Annotated in this window: 16 protein-coding genes; 8 read left to right on the top strand and 8 right to left on the bottom strand. The window is 73.5% G+C overall.

What is annotated here, in order from left to right:
- The first annotated feature begins 73 nt into the window (after window positions 1-73).
- Entirely contained in the window at window positions 74-736 is a 663-nt protein-coding gene (locus ACFV9M_RS38845; RefSeq protein WP_385069959.1) for a class I SAM-dependent methyltransferase, read from the top strand.
- Between the two features lie 8 nt (window positions 737-744).
- On the opposite strand, the gene ACFV9M_RS38840 is transcribed toward ACFV9M_RS38845, so the two are convergent.
- Both ACFV9M_RS38840 and ACFV9M_RS38835 read right to left on the bottom strand, forming a co-directional pair.
- Window positions 745-915, bottom strand: coding sequence for a DUF397 domain-containing protein (locus tag ACFV9M_RS38840; RefSeq protein WP_385102675.1), 171 nt, complete (start codon window positions 913-915; stop codon window positions 745-747).
- Window positions 916-932: 17 nt separating this feature from the next.
- Entirely contained in the window at window positions 933-1,784 is an 852-nt protein-coding gene (locus tag ACFV9M_RS38835) for a helix-turn-helix domain-containing protein (RefSeq protein ID WP_385069964.1), read from the bottom strand.
- Between the two features lie 229 nt (window positions 1,785-2,013).
- Between ACFV9M_RS38835 and ACFV9M_RS38830 the strand changes: the two genes are divergently transcribed.
- Window positions 2,014-2,415 carry an ATP-binding protein gene (locus ACFV9M_RS38830; RefSeq protein ID WP_385069967.1) on the top strand — a complete coding sequence of 134 codons (402 nt, stop codon included), beginning with the start codon at window positions 2,014-2,016 and terminating at the stop codon, window positions 2,413-2,415.
- A 46-nt stretch (window positions 2,416-2,461) separates the two neighbouring features.
- Here ACFV9M_RS38830 and ACFV9M_RS38825 read toward each other — a convergent pair whose 3' ends face one another.
- Window positions 2,462-2,848 carry a hypothetical protein gene (locus tag ACFV9M_RS38825; protein WP_385069970.1) on the bottom strand — a complete coding sequence of 129 codons (387 nt, stop codon included), beginning with the start codon at window positions 2,846-2,848 and terminating at the stop codon, window positions 2,462-2,464.
- Between the two features lie 172 nt (window positions 2,849-3,020).
- Here ACFV9M_RS38825 and ACFV9M_RS38820 point away from each other — a divergent pair, with 172 nt between their 5' ends.
- Both ACFV9M_RS38820 and ACFV9M_RS38815 read left to right on the top strand, forming a co-directional pair.
- Window positions 3,021-4,007: a GNAT family N-acetyltransferase gene (locus ACFV9M_RS38820; RefSeq protein ID WP_385069972.1), complete on the top strand. Its 987-nt coding sequence runs from the start codon at window positions 3,021-3,023 to the stop codon at window positions 4,005-4,007.
- A gap of 240 nt (window positions 4,008-4,247) precedes the next feature.
- Window positions 4,248-4,748 carry a hypothetical protein gene (locus tag ACFV9M_RS38815; protein ID WP_385069974.1) on the top strand — a complete coding sequence of 167 codons (501 nt, stop codon included), beginning with the start codon at window positions 4,248-4,250 and terminating at the stop codon, window positions 4,746-4,748.
- Window positions 4,749-4,766: 18 nt separating this feature from the next.
- On the opposite strand, the gene ACFV9M_RS38810 is transcribed toward ACFV9M_RS38815, so the two are convergent.
- Window positions 4,767-5,468: a pentapeptide repeat-containing protein gene (locus tag ACFV9M_RS38810; RefSeq protein ID WP_385069975.1), complete on the bottom strand. Its 702-nt coding sequence runs from the start codon at window positions 5,466-5,468 to the stop codon at window positions 4,767-4,769.
- 161 nt (window positions 5,469-5,629) lie between these two features.
- On the opposite strand from ACFV9M_RS38810, the gene ACFV9M_RS38805 reads away from it, so the two are divergent.
- From ACFV9M_RS38805 to ACFV9M_RS38795, 3 genes are all read left to right on the top strand, one after another.
- A complete protein-coding gene (locus tag ACFV9M_RS38805) occupies window positions 5,630-6,790 on the top strand; it encodes an NAD(P)-binding protein (protein WP_385069978.1) in 1,161 nt (386 codons plus the stop codon).
- A gap of 71 nt (window positions 6,791-6,861) precedes the next feature.
- Window positions 6,862-7,842, top strand: a complete 981-nt coding sequence (locus ACFV9M_RS38800; RefSeq protein ID WP_385069981.1) for a zinc-binding dehydrogenase — start codon at window positions 6,862-6,864, stop codon at window positions 7,840-7,842.
- A 128-nt stretch (window positions 7,843-7,970) separates the two neighbouring features.
- The gene (locus tag ACFV9M_RS38795; protein WP_385069984.1) at window positions 7,971-9,467 is read left to right on the top strand and encodes an MFS transporter; all 1,497 of its coding nucleotides are present in this window, start codon (window positions 7,971-7,973) and stop codon (window positions 9,465-9,467) included.
- 180 nt (window positions 9,468-9,647) lie between these two features.
- Here ACFV9M_RS38795 and ACFV9M_RS38790 read toward each other — a convergent pair whose 3' ends face one another.
- The 4 genes from ACFV9M_RS38790 to ACFV9M_RS38775 all read right to left on the bottom strand — a co-directional run bounded on the left by ACFV9M_RS38790 (window position 9,648) and on the right by ACFV9M_RS38775 (window position 14,985).
- Entirely contained in the window at window positions 9,648-11,054 is a 1,407-nt protein-coding gene (locus ACFV9M_RS38790; RefSeq protein ID WP_385069986.1) for an NAD(P)/FAD-dependent oxidoreductase, read from the bottom strand.
- A gap of 201 nt (window positions 11,055-11,255) precedes the next feature.
- Window positions 11,256-12,437: a ferritin-like domain-containing protein gene (locus tag ACFV9M_RS38785; protein WP_385069989.1), complete on the bottom strand. Its 1,182-nt coding sequence runs from the start codon at window positions 12,435-12,437 to the stop codon at window positions 11,256-11,258.
- Window positions 12,434-14,425: a GMC oxidoreductase gene (locus ACFV9M_RS38780; protein ID WP_385069992.1), complete on the bottom strand. Its 1,992-nt coding sequence runs from the start codon at window positions 14,423-14,425 to the stop codon at window positions 12,434-12,436. Before ACFV9M_RS38780 ends, ACFV9M_RS38785 begins: the two co-directional genes overlap by 4 nt.
- A gap of 14 nt (window positions 14,426-14,439) precedes the next feature.
- A complete protein-coding gene (locus ACFV9M_RS38775) occupies window positions 14,440-14,985 on the bottom strand; it encodes a hypothetical protein (protein ID WP_385069995.1) in 546 nt (181 codons plus the stop codon).
- A 455-nt stretch (window positions 14,986-15,440) separates the two neighbouring features.
- Here ACFV9M_RS38775 and ACFV9M_RS38770 point away from each other — a divergent pair, with 455 nt between their 5' ends.
- Complete coding sequence (locus tag ACFV9M_RS38770; RefSeq protein WP_385069997.1) at window positions 15,441-16,706, top strand: HEAT repeat domain-containing protein; 1,266 nt, start codon at window positions 15,441-15,443, stop codon at window positions 16,704-16,706.
- Window positions 16,707-16,929: the final 223 nt, after the last annotated feature.

The following is a 16,929-nucleotide window of genomic DNA, read 5'->3' as shown; positions in this document are numbered from 1 at the left end:
GCTCGTCCGGGTGCCCCGTCCCCGTCGACTCGACAGGCGGGGCACCGCATGTGACCCCTCCGAAGGACCTGTCTTGACTGCTCAGCACGATTACGACCACGAACGCATCGTCTGGAACGTCTACGCCGAGTCCACCAGAAAAGACATCTTCGAGTCGGCCCCGACGTTCCGGTGGACGCAGTACACGGAACACGGGCCCGGGCCGGAACTCCTCGGCCGCCCCGAGAGCGCCCTTGAGATCGGGTGCGGTACGGGCCGGGCGCTCGCTTTCCTGGCCCAGCAGGGCGTCAAGGCACGCGGCGTGGACATGTCTCCCGTCATGGTCGCGAACACGACGCAGCGATGGGGGCCACTCGGCGTGGAGTTCGTATGCGCCGAGGTTCTTGATTTCCTCGACAGGGACACGCGAACCTATGACGCCGTCTACTCGATCTTCGGCGCAGCGTGGTTCAGTGATCCGCGTAAGCTCTTTCCCCTGGTGCGCAGGCGCGTGAATCCGGGTGGTGTCTTCGCCTTTTCCCAGCCGCCCGCCATCCCGGGAGCGTACGGTCCTCAAGGCATGTACAAAGGCGGCTTCGCCGGCCCCGCGACCTACACGTACCGGTACAGCTATACGCCCGCCATGTGGACGGACATGCTCACAGCCGCAGGCTTTCCCGAGGTCTCCGCGCAGGTGATCGACGCGCCCGAGCCTGATCACATCGGCACCTTGATCGTGCAGGCTCTGGCGCCGTAGCTCGGCCCCTATCCGCCGGCCTTGAGGTGGTGTATCAGCCCCCGGAGGCCTGCGGGAGCCAGCTCGATCACGTCCTCGGGGGCTTCGCTCTCGCGGAGGAGGAAGTGAGGGGCGACGGAGGCGACTTCGATGCAGTTCCCACCTTCCACTCCCGAGGCCGACGACTTCTGCCACTGCACGGACACGTGTGAACCTTTCAGAACTCACGAACGATGTGATGGATGAGCTGCCGGGACTCCGGCACGCTCAGCGACGAGCGCTCGGCGATGTCGAGCAGCATCCGGTACCTGGTCAGCTTGGCCTCGTCCACCAGGAAGAGCACGCCCAAGGGGCTGTCCACCTGCACTGTGTCGAGCTGCGGCACGACGCCCCCGGCGTACATCGGGGCGTCGGTCGCCTCAATGAACTCCTCGCAGCTGAAGGGAAGCACCCTAAGCGTCACCGTCGGCCACTCCGACGCTTCCAGCAAGAATTCGAGCTGCCGCTTGGCAACCTGGCGCCCTCCGAAACGCATACGCAGCGCGGCTTCATGAACGGTGACCTCGAAGAACGGCGGATCCACTTTTTCGAAGATGCCGCGTCGCCTCAACCGAAACGCGACGCGTTCGTCCACGTCCTCCGCAGGCAGCACAGGCCGGTAGCTGCGATGGATCGCCCGGATGTAGTCCTCGGTCTGGAGGATGCCCGGCACGTTCACCACGTGGACACTGCGCAGATATGTCGCGTGGTGCTCCAGTTCGGCGATGTCGAGAAACCCCGGGGCGAGAATGTCTCGGTACTCCTCCCACCACCCTTTCACCCGCTCCTCGGCCATCGCACAGAGCGCATCGACCAACTTCACGTCCGAGGCCGAGTACAGCGTGGCCAACTTCCGTACACGCTCAGCGCTGACGCCCCATCGGCCCGCCTCGATGTGGCTGATCTGCGCCTGGTTACCGCCGAGGAACGCCCCCGCCTCACGGGCCGCCATGCCCGCAGCCTCGCGCAGCTTGCGCAGTTCCGCACCCAGCCGTGTCTGACGGGCGGTGGGACTGCTCCTGGGTGGCATCCCTTCCCCCTCCTGATCGAGCGGCCCAAGTCTGCCGCGCGCGCGTACGACGGGTCCACTCGCACGAGTGGCATTTCCGTCACAACCATGCGACGGCACATAGATGTGCCCTACTGTCGTCCTCGTCGGCGCGCGGCCCGCCAGTGAACCCGCAGTGCAGGCACCCCACGGTGCCCGAGCCACGGTGGCCTGTCGCGCACACCCTCAACAGACAGCTGGAGCCGAAGCCATGGACACCACCCCGCAGACCTACCACCTCACCACCCCCAACTCCCCGCTCAGCCCACGTATCTGCCGCGACACCGTCGCCATACTCCTCACCACCAGCGGTCACGCCCCGCACCTCGCCGACACCGCCCGCACCCTCGTCTCCGAGATCGTCACCAACGCCGTACGGCACACCTCGACCCCCGCCATCCACCTCACCACCGCGGTCACCGGAGACGGTGTGCGGGTGGCCGTGTACGACGACGGCCCGTTGCCGAACCTCGCGCCGTCCACGCCCACCGTCCATGACGAGAACGGCCGCGGCTTACTCCTCGTCCAGGCCCTGGCGCAGGCTTGGGGCACGGGCCCGGGGCACGATCCCGGCCGGCCCGGCAAACACGTCTGGTTCGAGCTGTCCGGCTGACCGCCGGCTGAGCTTCCAGCGGCCGGTCCCCCGAGGAGCCGGCCAGTTACCGTCCGCCGCCGAAGGCTCGACGTATCGCCCCGGTCGTCTTCACGGGCGGATGGGCCGGTGGGGTCTCCTCGGCATGGACGAGTCGCGCGACCGTGACACGGAAGTGCGCGTTCAAGGTGGAGACCGTCCCTCTTCCCTCGGACCACCACTGATGGGTGATCTCCACCAGCCAGCTCGTCCCGGAGGTCTCGAAGACGGTCCTCCCGCACTCCTCCGGCGCCCAGGAACTCGGGATCCACGTGCGGCAGATCTCCTCGGCCCGCGACGTCGCCGTCGCCCGGTCTCCATCGACGTGGTGCTTTTCCCGCAGCTCCCACTGTGTGTCCGAGCCGTAGCCGTGGTTCGCCTCGACGAGCACATACCACCGTTCGTCCGATGCCATGGAGCCCCCGCCCGTTGAGACGAACCTCGCCGTGATCTCCCGGTCTCCCGGTCTCCCGATCTCGCGGCGAGCATAACCGTCCGCTGCGACGGGCCCCCGGGGTTCCGGGCCGGTCGACGCAGTCACAGTCGTTCGGGAGCATGCCGAAGGACACGTTGTCTAACCTGCCGGGGTGATCCTCAGCCCCCTCTCCCTCACCCCGGACCACCGCATCCCCGCCGCCCTCCTCACCGAGCTCACCGCCCTCTACGCGTCCAACCGCGCCTTCCACGCCCTCAGTGGCGACTTCCCCGACCCGGACGGCATCCGGCCCGAGCAGGTGGAGGCGGCGCTGGCGGAGGAGGTGGCGCATCCGGACGGGGAGGTGCTGCTCGCGCGGAGCGAGGGGCGGCTCGTCGGGGTCGTGACCACCCTCGGGCGCCATCCCGACCCCGCCGACCCCGATCCCTGGATCGGGCTGCTGCTGGTGGACGCGGCCGTGCGGGGCCGGGGGCACGGGCGCCGGATCGCCGAGGCCGTCGAGGACCGCTTCCGCGCCGCCGGCCGCGACGCCGTACGGCTGGCCGTGCTCGACGCCAATCCGCGGGGGCTAGCCTTCTGGCAGGCGCTCGGCTACGAAATCGTCGACCACCGGTCCGACCTGCGGCTCGGCCGGCCCTGCGCCGTGCTGCGCAAGCCGCTGCGCATCCCCCGCCGCGCGGCCCGCGTCGCCGTGGTCGCCCCCGACGGGTCGGTCCTGCTCTTCCGGTACGACAACGTCGAGGTCGGCGTGCACTGGGCGCTGCCCGGCGGCGGCCTGGAGGAGGGCGAGTCACCGCGCGAGGGCGCCCTGCGGGAGCTGATCGAGGAGACGGGGTGGACGGACCTGGCGCCCGGACCGCTGCTGTGCACCTGGGAACACGACTTCACCCGGATCGCCTCCCGCGGGGGCAGCCGCGTGCGCATCGCCGTCCGCCAGCACGAGCACGTCTACGTCACGCCGGGCCCGCGCCGGGAACCCTCCGGCGCCGGCCTGGCCGCCGCGCACGCCGCCGACGCCATCCTCGCCTGGCGCTGGTGGACACGGGAGGAACTCGCCGAGGAGGCGGAGCCGGTGTGGCCGACCGGGCTCGCCCGGCTGCTGGACGAGTGGGACACCGAAGCCTCCCGTCGACGGTGATCACGTCGCCTCCTTCGACGGTGATCACGTCGGCAGAAAGCCCGGCGGCGGTGATCCCAGCGGCAGAAAGCCCGGCGGCGGTGATCCCAGCGGCGGTGATCCCGACGGGCGGGGCACGGCACGGGGGCGGAACCGGCGCGGGACGAGGCCGGCGCGGGGGCGGAACCGGCGCGAGGCCAGCGCGGGGCGGGGGGCCGGCGCCGGGGCGGGGCCGGCGCCGGGCGTGACACCATCGCCTACGTGCTCGACATCGGCTACGCCCTCTCCAACCGCTTCCCCGACCCTCCGCAGACCGACTACCGCCGCGCGGACGTCCACGCGCTGCGGCACGACCTGTTCTGCGGGGACGTCTACCTCGCCGACACCAAGGCGGACCGGGAGTTGTCCACAGCCTGGGGATGGGTGCCGGTGCTCGACTTCGCGTGGGCGCTGTGCGACATCGTGGAGCGGATCGACCGGGACCCGGCGGGCTCCCGCGCCTCCCGCCCGCAGTACGCGGAGCTGGACTTCACCGAGTCGACCGACCGCATGCTCTTCGAGCGCCGCTTCGGCTGGGTGGACGTCGAGGCCGACTGGATGCCGGCCGAGGAACCCCCGCTGACCTTCTCGCACGCGGAACTGCGCCGCGAGGCCCGCGACTTCCTGCACGACCTGATCGCCGACCTGGTCGACCTCCACGAGGACCTGGGCGAGAACCCGGCGATCTGGACCCTCCAGGCGCGGTTCCCCCGGCTGCGGTGACCGCCGGACGGACCCGCCTCAGCCCTCCACCCTGATCCCCAGCTCCGCCGCCAGCACCGGAGCCAGGTCCAGCAGCTGCGCCGTGCTGATCACCGCTCCCGCCAGCCGGTCGACGCCGCCCGCGATGCCCAGTTCCGTCGCGCCGCGCAGGTCCACGTCGGTCAGGGCGGCCGCGCTGAAGTCCGCTGCTCTCAGGGCGCAGTCCACGAACTCCACCCGCTCCAGGCGGGCGCCCCCGAAGTCGGGTTCGACCAGGACGCAGCCCTCGAAGACCACGTCCCGCAGCCGGGCCTGACGCAGGTTCAGGTAGTCGATCTTGCCGCCGCGCACCAGGACCCGCTCCCAGACCGCGCCGTGCACCTGGGTGCCGCCGAGGCGGGCGTCGACGAGCTCGACGTCCCGCAGGGTCGACCCGGCCAGGTCGGTGCCGACGCCCCGGACGCCGGTGAGGACCGAGTCGAGGAAGCGGGCGCGGGACAGCCGTGTCCCGTCCAGGGCGCAGCCGGTCAGCGCGCAGTCCATGAACCGCGCCCCCGCGCCGTCCTGCCCGGTGAGGTCCGTCCCCGCGAACTCCACCCCGTCGTAGTCCCCGTCGGGCTCCACCTCCCCGCCCCCGTACGCCTCCAGCGCCGGCAGCCGCACCTCCGGCCGCCGCGCCCCCTCCACCCTGCCCGCCGCCCTGCCCGTGCCCGCCCGCGCGCCCGCACCCGTCCTCGCCATGCCCCCATCCTGCACCCCGCCACTGACACTCCCCCGACGACGGCCGCCGGCCCACGCCGCCGGCCCACGCCGCCGGCCCGCGCCGTCGGCTCCGATGTCACGAACCGGCGCGCCCCGCCGTCGTACCCGTACAGGCGTCCCCGACCGGCAAGGAGCCCTCCATGCGCCATCTCACCGTCATCGGCGGCGGTCTCGCCGGCCTCACCGCCGCCATCGCCGCCGCCGAGGCCGGCGTCAGGGTCACCCTGCACGAGGCCCACCACACCCTCGGCGGGCGGGCCCGGACCGCCCCCGCCCCGTACCGGACCAACGAGGGCCCGCACGCCCTCTACAACGGCGGCCCGCACTGGACCTGGCTCAAGCGGCGCGACCTCATCGGCCCGCTGGCGCCCCTCCCGCCCCTGGAGGGCGCCCGCCTCCGGCTGCGGCACCGGGGCGTACTGCGCCGCACCCCGCCGTTCGCGCTGCTCAAGCTGCTGCGTCCCGGTATCCGCCGCGCCCCCGTCGACACCGACTTCCTCACCTGGGCGACCGGGCAGGCCGGGGAGGAAGGCGCCCGCGCCGCCGCCCACTACGCGGCCGTAGCCCTCTTCCACCACGACCCCGGCGCCCTGTCCGCCGCCTTCGTGCAGGAGCGTCTGCGCCGCGCCACCAAGCTGCCGCCCGAGGCGCACTACCCGCGGGGCGGCTGGGCCTCCCTCGTCGACCGGATGGCGGCCCGCGCCTGGAACCTGGGGGTGCGCATGGAGACCCTCTCCCGCATCGACACGCTCCCCACCGGCGCCCCCGTGATCGTCGCCACCTCCCTCGGCGCCGCCCGCCGCCTCCTGGGGGACGACTCGCTGACCTGGCCGAGCGGGCGCACCGCACTGATCGACCTCGCGGTCCGTAACCGGCGCGGCGACGCCTTCGCCGTCTCCGACCTGGACGCGCCCGGCTGGATCGAACGGTTCACCGCCCAGGACCGCACCCTCGCCCCGGCCGGCGAGCAGCTGATCCAGGGCCAGATCCCGATCGCGCCGCACGAGGGGAGGGCCGCGGGCGTCGCCCGCGCGGAACAACTCCTCGACCTCGGCTTCCCCGGCTGGCGCGACCGCGTCACCTGGCGGCGCGAGGCCGTCGCCGACGGCCGTACGGGCGCCGTCGACCCGCCCGGGACCAGCTGGCGCGACCGCCCCGCCGTGGACCGCGGCGACGGGGTGTACCTGGCCGGCGACCAGGTCGCCACCCCCGGCGTGCTCTCGGAGGTGTCCTTCAGCAGCGCCCTGACGGCCGTCTCCCTGGCTCTCGGCCGGAACACCCTTGACCTCAAGCATGCTTGAGGTCGAAGAGTGGGACCCCTCAGCATCCGGCAGCGCTGCACGCACAGCGCAGGACACCCCGGGGGGACCCCATGCACGCCATCCGTCTGCACGCCTTCGGCCCGGCCGAGAACCTGGTCCACGAGGAGGTCGAGGACCCGCGCCCCGCGCCGGGCCAGGTCCGCGTCGCCGTCCGGGCCGCCGGAGTGCACCTGCTGGACGCCGCTCTGCGGGAGGGCATGCGGGGCCCCCTGCCGGAGCCGCCCGTCCTGCCGACCGTCCCGGGCCGTGAGGTCGCCGGTGTCGTCGACTCGCTCGGCGAGGGCGTGGACGCGGCGTGGCTCGGCCGCCGGGTCGTCGTCCACCTGGGCTTCGTCCCGGGGGGCTACGCCGAACTGGCCGTCGCCGACGTCACCCGCGTCCACGAGATCCCGCCGAACCTCGACGCCGCCCAGGCCGTCGCCATGATCGGCACGGGCCGTACGGCGATGGGGATCGTGCAGTTCGCCGAGCCGGGCCCCGACTCCGTGGTCGTCGTCCCGGCCGCCGCCGGCGGCATCGGCACCCTGCTCGTGCAGTACGCCCGCAACGCGGGCGCCACCGTCGTCGGCCTGGCGGGCGGCCCGGAGAAGGTCGCGCGTGTCCGGGCGGACGGCGCCGACCTCGCCGTCGACTACTCGGAGCCGGCCTGGCCGGAGAAGGTCCGCGCCCACCTCGGCGGCCGGCCCGCCACGATCGTCTTCGACGGCGTCGGCGGCGACGCGGCCCGCGAGGCCACCGCCCTGCTCGGTCCCGGCGGCCGGCACATCGTCTTCGGCTGGTCGGCCGAGGGGCTGCGCGACGGCACGCCGTACCTCGTCGAGGGCGTCTCGGAACAGGTCCTCGGCCCGGTGATGCTGGAGCGGGCGGGCGGCCCCGACCCCTTGCGGACCCTGGAGCTGCGCGCCCTCGCCGAGGCCGCCGCCGGCCGCCTCACCCCGGCCGTCCACCGCTTCCCGCTGGCCGAGGCGGCCGCCGCCCACCGGGCGCTCCAGAGCCGGGCTACGACGGGCAAGGTGGTCCTGGAACCCTGACGGGCCGACCACACTCCCTGCCGGAACCCCGAACCAGGCCCAGGCCCCCGACGGCGGCCCCCGAACCGGGCCCGGGACACGGCCGCATCCGTAGTGCGCCCCCGTCCGTTCTGTGATCTTCTGTCCGCGTGAGTGGCGCCTGGACAGAGGAACCCGACGCGGAGCCGGACCCCCGCCGCTGGTGGGGCCTGTGGACCATCGCCCTGGCCCAGCTCATGGTCGTCCTGGACGGGACGATCGTGAACATCGCGCTGCCCTCCGCGCAGCGGGACCTGGGCATGTCGGACGGCAACCGCCAATGGGTGATCACGGCCTACGCCCTCGCCTTCGGCGGCCTGCTCCTGCTCGGCGGCCGGATCTCCGACCTGGTGGGCCGCAGACGCACCTTCGTCATCGGCCTGATCGGCTTCGCGGCCGCCTCCGCGTTCGGCGGCGCGGCCACCACCGCGGCCATGCTGTTCGGCGCCCGCGCCCTCCAGGGCGTCTTCGCCGCCGTCCTGGCCCCGTCCGCCCTCAGCCTGCTGACCACCACCTTCACCGACCCCAGGGAACGCGGCCGGGCGTTCGGCATCTACGGCACGCTCGCCGCCAGCGGCGCGGCCATCGGCTTCATCGTGGGCGGACTGCTCACCGAGTACCTCACCTGGCGCTGGTGCCTGTACGTCAACGTCCCCGTCGCGGTCCTCGGCGTCGTCGGCGCCCTCACCCTCCTGCACGACCGTCACGCCCGCGCGGGCACCCGTCTGGACGTGCCCGGCGTCCTGCTGGGCTGCGGCGGGCTGGTCGCGATCGTCGCCGGCTTCGGCGAGGCGGAGCCGCGCGGCTGGACCGACCCGCTGGTGCCGGCCCTGTTCGCGGCCGGGATCGCGCTGCTGGCCGCGTTCGTGTGGTGGCAGACGAAGGCACCGGTGCCGCTGCTGCCCCTGCGCGTCCTGAGGGACCGCACCCGCGTGGGCTGCTTCCTGACCATGGCCATGGCGGTCATCGGCATGTTCGGGATGTTCCTGTTCATGACCTACTACCTCCAGACCGTCCTCGGCTACTCCCCCGTGCGCACGGGACTCGCCTTCCTCCCCATGACCGCCTCGATCCTCACCGGCTCCACCCAGATCTCGGCCCGTCTGATCCACCGCGTCCCGCCCCGCGCCCTGATGGTGCCCGGCATGCTCCTCGCCGCCACCGGCATGCTGATCCTCACCCGGATGACGGTGCACAGCGACTACGCCACCGACATCCTGCCCGCCCTGGTACTGATGGGCCTCGGCATGGGCCTGACGTTCATGCCGGTCTTCTCCACGTCGACCGCGGGCGTCGCCCCCGAGGACTCCGGCGTCACCTCGGCCATGCTGAACACCTCGCAGCAGGTGGGCGGCTCCATCGGCACGGCGCTGCTCAACACCGTCGCCACCTCCAGCGGCAGCGCGTACGTCGCCGCCCGCCTCGGCGACCCGCACCGCCCGGCGGACCTCACCGCGCAGGGCACGGTGCACGGCTACACGGTGGCCATCTCCTGCGCCGCCGCCATCATGCTGCTGGCCTCGCTGACCGCGGGGCTCCTGGTCACGGCGAGGCCACCGCGACGGTGGGCCGAGACGGAGGCGCCGGTGCCGGAGTCGGTGGCCTGACCGGCGGCGGGCGTTCCGGCGGCGGCGGGCGTTCCGGCGGCGGCGGGCGTTCCGGCGGCCGCGGGCGTTCCGGCGGCCGCGGGCGTTCCGGCGGCAGCGGGCGTTCCGGCGGCAGCGGGCGTTCCGGCGGCAGCGGCTGGGGGGTCAGCGGGCGTTCGGGTGTCAGCGGGCATTGCGGTGTCAGTGCCGGCCCGCCACCCGGTCCGCCACCCGCGCCAGCCTCGACGGGCCCGCGCTGTGCCGGGCGGCCTCCCGCCGGTCCGCCGCCCGGTAGGTGGCGTACATGCCCCGCACACCGAGCCAGCGCAGCGGCTCCGGCTCCCACCTGCGGACCTCGTGGCCGACCCACGGCAGACCGGTCAGCTCGGTCGGGCCGCCCTGCCCGGAGTCGAGCCGGACCAGGTCGCACAGCGTACGGCCGGCGAGGTTGGCGGTGGCGACGCCGGAGCCGACGTAGCCGCCCGCCCAGCCCAGACCGGTCGCACGGTCCAGGGTGACCGTCGCGCACCAGTCGCGGGGCACACCCAGCACCCCCGACCAGGCGTGCGCGACGCGCACCCCGGCGAGGGCCGGGAAGAAGCCGGTGAGGATCTCCCGCAGCGCCGCCACGGTCGCCTCCTGCGTCCGCCCGTCGCTGTCGGTCCGCGAGCCGAAGCGGTACGGCACCCCGCGCCCGCCCAGCGCGATCCGCCCGTCGGCGGTGCGCTGCGCGTACATGTAGGCGTGCGCCATGTCCCCGAGGGTCTCCCGGCCCGTCCAGCCCACCGCCTCCCACTGCCCGGCGGTCAGCGGCTCGGTGGCGATCATCGAGGAGTTCATGGGCAGCCAGGTGCGCTTCTGGCCCTTCAGCGACGCGGTGAACCCCTCCGTGCAGCGCAGCACGTACGGGGCGCGCACGGTGCCGTACGGCGTGACGGCCCGCCGGGGCCGGATCCCGGTCACCGGGGTCGCCTCGTGGATGGTCACCCCGAGCGCCTCGACGACCGCCGCCAGCCCCTTGACCAGCTTCACCGGGTGCACCCGCGCTCCGTGCGGTGTCCACGTCGAGCCGACCGCGCCGGCCACCCGGATCCGCTCCGCGGTCTCCCGCGCCCCGTACAGCTCGCGGTCCTTCTCCCCGAACGCCAGCTCGTGCGCGTGGAAGTCGCGCAGCCGGGCCAGCTGCGCGGGCGTCCGCGCCACCTCTAGCACGCCGCCGCGGTGGACGTCGGCCTCGATGCCCTCCTCGCCGGCCACCCGGACGACCTCGGCGACCGTGTCGTTCATCGCCCGCTGGAGCCGTACGGCGGCCTCCCGCCCGTGCAGTTCCGCGTACCGGTCGCGGCCCGCGATGCCGTTGTACAGCCAGCCGCCGTTGCGCCCGGAGGCGCCGTAGCCGCAGAACCGCTGCTCCAGCACGGTGACCCGCAGCGACGGCGCCGCCTTCTTCAGGTAGTACGCGCTCCACAGGCCCGTGTAGCCGCCGCCGACGATCACCACGTCCGCGTCGGCGTCACCGGCCAGCGGCTCCCGCACCGCGGGGAAGCCGTCGTCCGCGTACCAGAAGGAGACCCCGCCGTTCACGACACCGCTCATCGAGCTGCTCATGGCCGGACGCTACCCGCCCGGACCGCGGCTGTCCCCTTCGAATTTCGTCGTTCTTCCCAGGTGGGCGGCCTCCTGACACCGTACGGGCGGGGCGGCGCGCGGGCCCGGACGACGGCGGCACCGGCGCCGGCCGCGAGCCTCCCGGCACCCGTGCGGCACCCGCCCGCCGGCACACCGGCACCCGTGCGGCGCCCGGCCGGTCTACCAGTTCCGCTGCCGCAGCTCCCGTGCCTGTGCGGTCGCCTTCTCCCGGTCGCCGGGTGGCAGGTAGGAGAAGCGGGGGCAGAGGGTGTGCGCGGGGTCCGCCGGGTTCGGGGTGCGCATCAGGGAGACCGCCCGGTGCTTCAGCGCGTGCATGCCGTGGACGGCCGCCGGCAGCGCCTGTACCTCGCCCGCGAACGCGCGGTACAGATCGTCGACGAGCCCCGAGTACGCCAGGTCGAACTCGACGAGCGCCGCGCTCTCCGGCCCGCCGCCCGCGGTGTCGCCGGTGCCGGGGATGTGCAGCGCCGGGTGGACGGCGGCGTAGTCGACCAGCACGGGCGCGCCCTCGGGCTCCTCGTCGGGCGACTGCCCGGGGAGGAAGCGGCGGCCGGCCTGGAGCTCGCGGAGACGGGCGTAGGACGAGGACGTCCACCGGCCGGAACGGCGCCCGTCCTCGGCGGCGGCCCCTTCCAGCTCCCGCCCCGGGGCGGGAAGCTCCTCCTGGGCCTCCTGGGCCTCCTGGGCCTCCGGGGCCTCCGGGGCCCGCGGGGACGGGCCCTCGTCCCCGTTCACGACGGTCCTGACCGCCTTCAGCGCGGAGGCCCGGTCGTGCACCTCGACCACCCGGCCGGCGCCGCCGTAGAACTGGGTGTCCGGCACCTGGCCGCGGTGCCGGAACGCCGCGTCCGGGCAGATCTCCGGGTCCTCCAGGGCCGTCGCGATCGCGTCGTGGAACGCGCCGACGGTGCGGTGGCCGCGCCCGTCCGCGCCCGGGCCGGCGAGGGGAGGCGCGGCGTGCGGGGGGCGCGCGATGCGGACCAGGGCGTCCACGGCCGGCGGGGAGAGCGGCAGCAGCTCCAGTGTCCCGAGGCCGGGGACCACGGGGCTCTCCATCGGGTGGCCGGGCAGCGGGCTCAGGTGCTCGTGGCCCTGGAAGGCGACCGGCTCGGGGCTCGGTGTCCCGCCCAGGGCGTTGAGGACGTTCGCCGCGAGCGTCATGTGGAGCATCTCCCGCATGACCGCGCCGCGGACGGCCCGCACCGCTTCGGTGTTGCGGCCGTCCCGGACGGAGCAGAGGACGGTGAGGTGGACGGGGATGGTGCCGAGGCGGAGGCCGACGGCCAGCTGGAGCGCGGCCCTCAGCTCGGTCGGACTCGCGATCGGGGTCGGCGCGGTCACCTGCCCCCTCCCTTCAGTTCCCCGGCGATCCGGTCGCCGGTGCGGATGGCCAGCGCGGTCATGGTGAGCGTCGGGTCGGAGGTGCCCAGTGTCGGCATGCTGCCGCAGCCGACGACGTAGAGGTTGTCCAGGTCGTGGCTGTGCTGGTGGCTGTCGACGACGGAGGACCGCGGGTCGTCGCCCATCCGGTGGGTGCCCACGACATGGCCCGCGCCGCGCACCCAGTAGGTCACGCCCTCGTACTCGACGGCCGACGCGTCGCGCGGGTCGTAGTGGGTGAAGTCACCGGCCTCGTACAGCGGCCGCCGCTGCGTCTCGGCGATGCCGAGCCGCCGGAACAGCTGCCGGCCGGCCTCCGCCGCCCACGGCAGGGAGGAGCGCACGTACGCCGAGAGCCCGTAGTGGATGACCGGCCGGTGCTTGCCCAGCGCGTCCCGGTAACGGTCGTCCACCGAGACCCGGTTGGCGGGCTCCGGGTCCTGTTCCAGTTCCCAGGCGATCCGCACCTGCCGGGGCAGGATCTCGCCGATCCTTCCGCGCAGGTCCTTGCCGTAGAGCCGGGCCCTGCCGTCCCTGCCGCCGCCGACCAGGTCGTGGACCGTGGAGTACGGCGCGTTCTCCGGGTCGCTCCAGCCCCAGTTGCCGATCTCGGCGCGGAAGGCGGTGCGCTCCCTGCGGAAGGAGCCGTCGCGGAAGGCGGGGATGCCGGAGGTCGACGCCGGACCCCGGAACGCGCCGGCGTTCTCCTGGAGCAGCCCCCAGGTGAGCAGCAGCGGATGGTCCATCAGGTTGCGGCCGACCTGGTCGCTGTTGTTGGCGGCGCCCGAGGCGAGCAGCAGGGTGGCGTTCTCGACGGCGTTGGCGGCCAGCACGTACGTGTCGGCGGTCACCGTGTGGTCCGTCGGCGCGGTGCCGTTGTCGTAGTACCTCTTGTAGCGCAGTCCGGTGACGGTGCCGGTCTCGCCCGGCCGCTGGGTGTGCAGCACCTCCGTGACGACGCACCGGCTGCGCACCGCGACCCGCGCCCGGGCCCGCCGCCCGTCGCCCGGGTCCCGGTCGGGGTGGCGGACGATCAGCTGGTGCAGGGTCTTGAGTGCGTTGTACTTGGCCTGCGCGGGGCAGATCGGGACGCAGCTGGAGTTGCCCTCGCAGCGCTGCCCCCGCTCGGCGTCGCCGACGGCTCCGACGACCTCGTACGCCGGGTGGGCCGGGGTGGAGTTGCGGGCGACCGGGGTGTTGGTGATCCTCAGGGTGAAGTCGTGGACGGTGCCGTCCCGGCCCTTCAGCTCGACCGTCATGCCGTCGGCGAGCTTGGCGAGGTACTGGTCGAGGTGGCTGGAGGGGATGCGCTCCATCGGGAAGCCGTAGACGCCGTCCGGGAACCTCTTGGTGTCGGCGGCGTCGAAGAACGCGGCGGGGTCGGCGGCGAAGCCGGGGTAGCACTGGTCGGCGACGTTCGCGGCGACGCCGATGACGTCCCACTCGGCCCGCTCGTAGTACGGCTTCAGCTCCTCGTAGGTGAGCGGCCAGTCGACGCCCCGCCGGTACGTCGAGTACATCCGGAAGTCCTCGGGGAGCATCCGCAGGCAGGTGCCCGTCCAGCGCAGGCTGCTGCCGCCGAGGGTGCGGACGTAGTCGCTGCCGAAGGGGAGCGGGCCCATCTGCACGAAGTACCCCTGGTCGGCGGGGGCCTTGGTCCGCTTGCCGTCCATGACCGGCCTGCGGATGTCCCGCACGTCCGGCTGCGGCGCCGAACCGCTCGCCGGGTAGGGCGAGTTGGGCACCTTCTCCAGCGCCTCGTGGTAGGCCTCCACGTACGTGTCGTACGTGTCGGCGTTCATGGCCGTGGCCCGGCCGGCCTCCAGGACCAGGACGCGGGGGTGCCGGGGCGGGGTCCGGTCCGCGGCCCGCTCGACGACCGTCCTGGCGACCGTGGCCGCCGCGATGCCGCCGCCGACGATCACCAGGTCGAAGTGCTCGCTGCTCATGCTCGTCTCCGAAGTCACAGGACCGGGGGCAGGTAGGGGGGTTCGGCCCACGAGCCGAAGCCGGGCGCCTTGGCGCCCATCGGGTGCGCTCCGGCGGCGGCCCAGACGAGGCCCTCGCGGTAGCCCTGCGCGGAGACGACGTGCTCGACGTCGCCCGCGGTCGTGCCGTGGACATCGCCCGCGGTCGTGCCGTCGACGTCGCCCGCGGTCGTGCCGTCGGCGTCGCGGTGACCACGGGCGAGCGGGTACCAGACGCCGAGGTACCAGAGCTTGATCAGGCTCACCGCGACCGGCCCGAAGCGCGGGCTGTCGATCACCTCCGCCTCCAGCGCATCGCGGTCGCCTCTCCTCCGGTCCGTCTCCAGGGCCTCGGCGGCGGCCCGCAGCAGCCGGCCGGCCTCCCGCTCGCCGATGATCCGCAGCAGGGTGTCGTAGTAGGTGCCGATCAGACCGGTGCCGGCCAGCTCGGCCCGGTCGAAGCCGGTGAGGGCGACGGAGAGGTCGGTGAAGATCTGCTGGGGTGCGGGGCGCGGGGCACCCTGGAGCCCTTGACTCGTCATAACCCCCTCAATCGCCACGAAACACACACATTTAACCGCGACGGCACCCCCTCCCCCCGACCCGCGGCAACACCGGGCAGCCGTCACGACGTGCACGGATGTACCACCCCGGGGGCGCACGCGCCCCCACCGCACATCACCCACCCGGCTCAGACACCCCGGCGCCAAACCCGCCGTCCGGGCGGGACCCGGTGAACAGTTGGCTATCGGACGCGTCGCCCCGTCGTCCGGACGGGCGACGGACGTCCCTCGAAGGGACTGCCATAGGCCGAAGGGACTGCCATAGGCCAAAGGGGTCGCCATAGGCCGAGGGGGCTGTCGCAGGCGAAGGGACTGCCACAGGCGAAGGGACTGTCGCCGGCGAAGGGACTGCCACAGGCCGAAGGGACTGTCGCCGGCGAAGGGACTGCCACAGGCCGAAGGGACTGTCACAGGCTCCGGCTATCGTCAGCCGTATGGATCAAGGTGCACTGATCGCGGAGCTGGAACAGGCGGGACGCGACAAGGAACTGACGGCACGGATCGTCCGCCGTCTGGCCGAGCCGGGCGCCGACGCCGCGCCCGGTCTGGTCGCCGCGCTGGGCACGGCGAGCCGGCAGGCGATGTGGGGGCTGCGGGACGCCCTGCGCCTGATCGGCCCGCCCGCGTTCGACGCCGCGGTGGCGGCCCGCGCCCGGGCCGACAAGATTCCCGAGTGGTGGGAACTGGGCCATGTGCTGCGCGGCTTCGACGAGCGGTGCCTCCCGCAGTACGTGGCCGCGCTGTCGCACCCCGTGAAAGAGATACGGCAGCAGGCGCTGGGGGGCCTGGAGAACCTCGGCGAGGCCGCCGCCGGCGCCGTCGCGGCGGTCCTGCCGTTCCTGAACGACCGGGACAGCTTCACGCGCTTCAAGGCCGAGAAGACGATCCGGGCCATCGGCCGGCAGGCGGGCCCCGAACTGCGGGGCATCCGCCGCGCGGGCCCCGCCCGTCTGCGCCGGCACGCGCTGAGCGCCCTGGCCCTCATCGGCGGCGAGGCCGCGCTCGACGAGCGGGACCTGCGCGCCCTGGAGCGACTCGTGCGGATCAAGTCCGCCCAGGACACCCCGCGGAGCCTGCCCGAGCACCGCTGGCTGGCCGTCCCCGGCGCGACGTACGAGGGCCTCTTCGACGCCATGGGGCTGCACGACAGACGGCCCTGCACGGTCTCGATGGGACTGTCCGCCATGGAGAACGACACGGCGGTCGCGCCCGGCCCCGACGGCACGGAGCGCACGGTGTACCGCGTGTTCGTCACCCCGGAACTGGACGGCTGGCGACTGGTCTACGCCGACACCCCGCTGTGGGAGATGCACTGGGACGTCAACGCCCTCCTCGGCCGGCTCAGCGCGGCGTGCGGCCAGGCCCAGTACTTCTTCCAGGACGATCACAGCGACTCGATGATCTGGCTCCTCGCCCTCGACGGGGCGGTGCGCCGCAGCTACTGCCGCTACGGGGAGCCGGAGTGGGAGGGCGAGCCCCTGGACTGGGAGGAGCCCCTCAGCGAGGACCCGGACTACGACCCCGACGACGACCACGACCCGAACGCCACCCTGGCGTCCAGCGTCGACAGCGCCGCCCGCGAACTCTCCCTCGACCCGACCGGGGTCAGCGAGTACACCCCCACCCGCGGCCACGGCTGGCTGGCGGTCACGGAGGCGGGCGTGGGCCACGGCCCGTTCACCGGAATGCTGCGCATCTAGGGCCTGCCGCCCTGCCCCCGCCCGGACAGTGCGAGCGGGGACAGGGCGGCAGGGACAGAGCCCCCTGTCGGACTCGAACCGACGACCTTCGCTTTACAAGTTCCCCCCAATGGCCCAACAGCCAGGGGCTAGGGGCAATGCCGCTCGGTTAGCCGTCTGGAGTGGTTGGCAAGGGGTTGATCGCGATCCGGACGGTGGTCTTGTGCGTTCGGTGGTCGACGGC

The organism is Streptomyces sp. NPDC059895 (assembly GCF_042731035.1).
Classification (GTDB): Bacteria; Actinomycetota; Actinomycetes; order Streptomycetales; family Streptomycetaceae; genus Streptomyces.
Note: the sequence above shows the minus strand (reverse complement) of the source record. Positions and strands in the feature narration are given on the sequence as shown.

Excerpts from the sequence above, each read along its gene's own strand:
- ACFV9M_RS38830 (WP_385069967.1), top strand. The coding sequence starts at position 2,014 with ATGGACACCACCCCGCAGACCTACCACCTCACCACCCCCAACTCCCCG.
- ACFV9M_RS38805 (WP_385069978.1), top strand. The coding sequence starts at position 5,630 with ATGCGCCATCTCACCGTCATCGGCGGCGGTCTCGCCGGCCTCACCGCC.
- ACFV9M_RS38810 (WP_385069975.1), bottom strand. The coding sequence starts at position 5,468 with ATGGCGAGGACGGGTGCGGGCGCGCGGGCGGGCACGGGCAGGGCGGCG.
- ACFV9M_RS38835 (WP_385069964.1), bottom strand. The coding sequence starts at position 1,784 with ATGCCACCCAGGAGCAGTCCCACCGCCCGTCAGACACGGCTGGGTGCG.
- ACFV9M_RS38770 (WP_385069997.1), top strand. The coding sequence starts at position 15,441 with ATGGATCAAGGTGCACTGATCGCGGAGCTGGAACAGGCGGGACGCGAC.
- ACFV9M_RS38790 (WP_385069986.1), bottom strand. The coding sequence starts at position 11,054 with ATGAGCAGCTCGATGAGCGGTGTCGTGAACGGCGGGGTCTCCTTCTGG.
- ACFV9M_RS38780 (WP_385069992.1), bottom strand. The coding sequence starts at position 14,425 with ATGAGCAGCGAGCACTTCGACCTGGTGATCGTCGGCGGCGGCATCGCG.
- ACFV9M_RS38800 (WP_385069981.1), top strand. The coding sequence starts at position 6,862 with ATGCACGCCATCCGTCTGCACGCCTTCGGCCCGGCCGAGAACCTGGTC.
- ACFV9M_RS38825 (WP_385069970.1), bottom strand. The coding sequence starts at position 2,848 with ATGGCATCGGACGAACGGTGGTATGTGCTCGTCGAGGCGAACCACGGC.
- ACFV9M_RS38775 (WP_385069995.1), bottom strand. The coding sequence starts at position 14,985 with ATGACGAGTCAAGGGCTCCAGGGTGCCCCGCGCCCCGCACCCCAGCAG.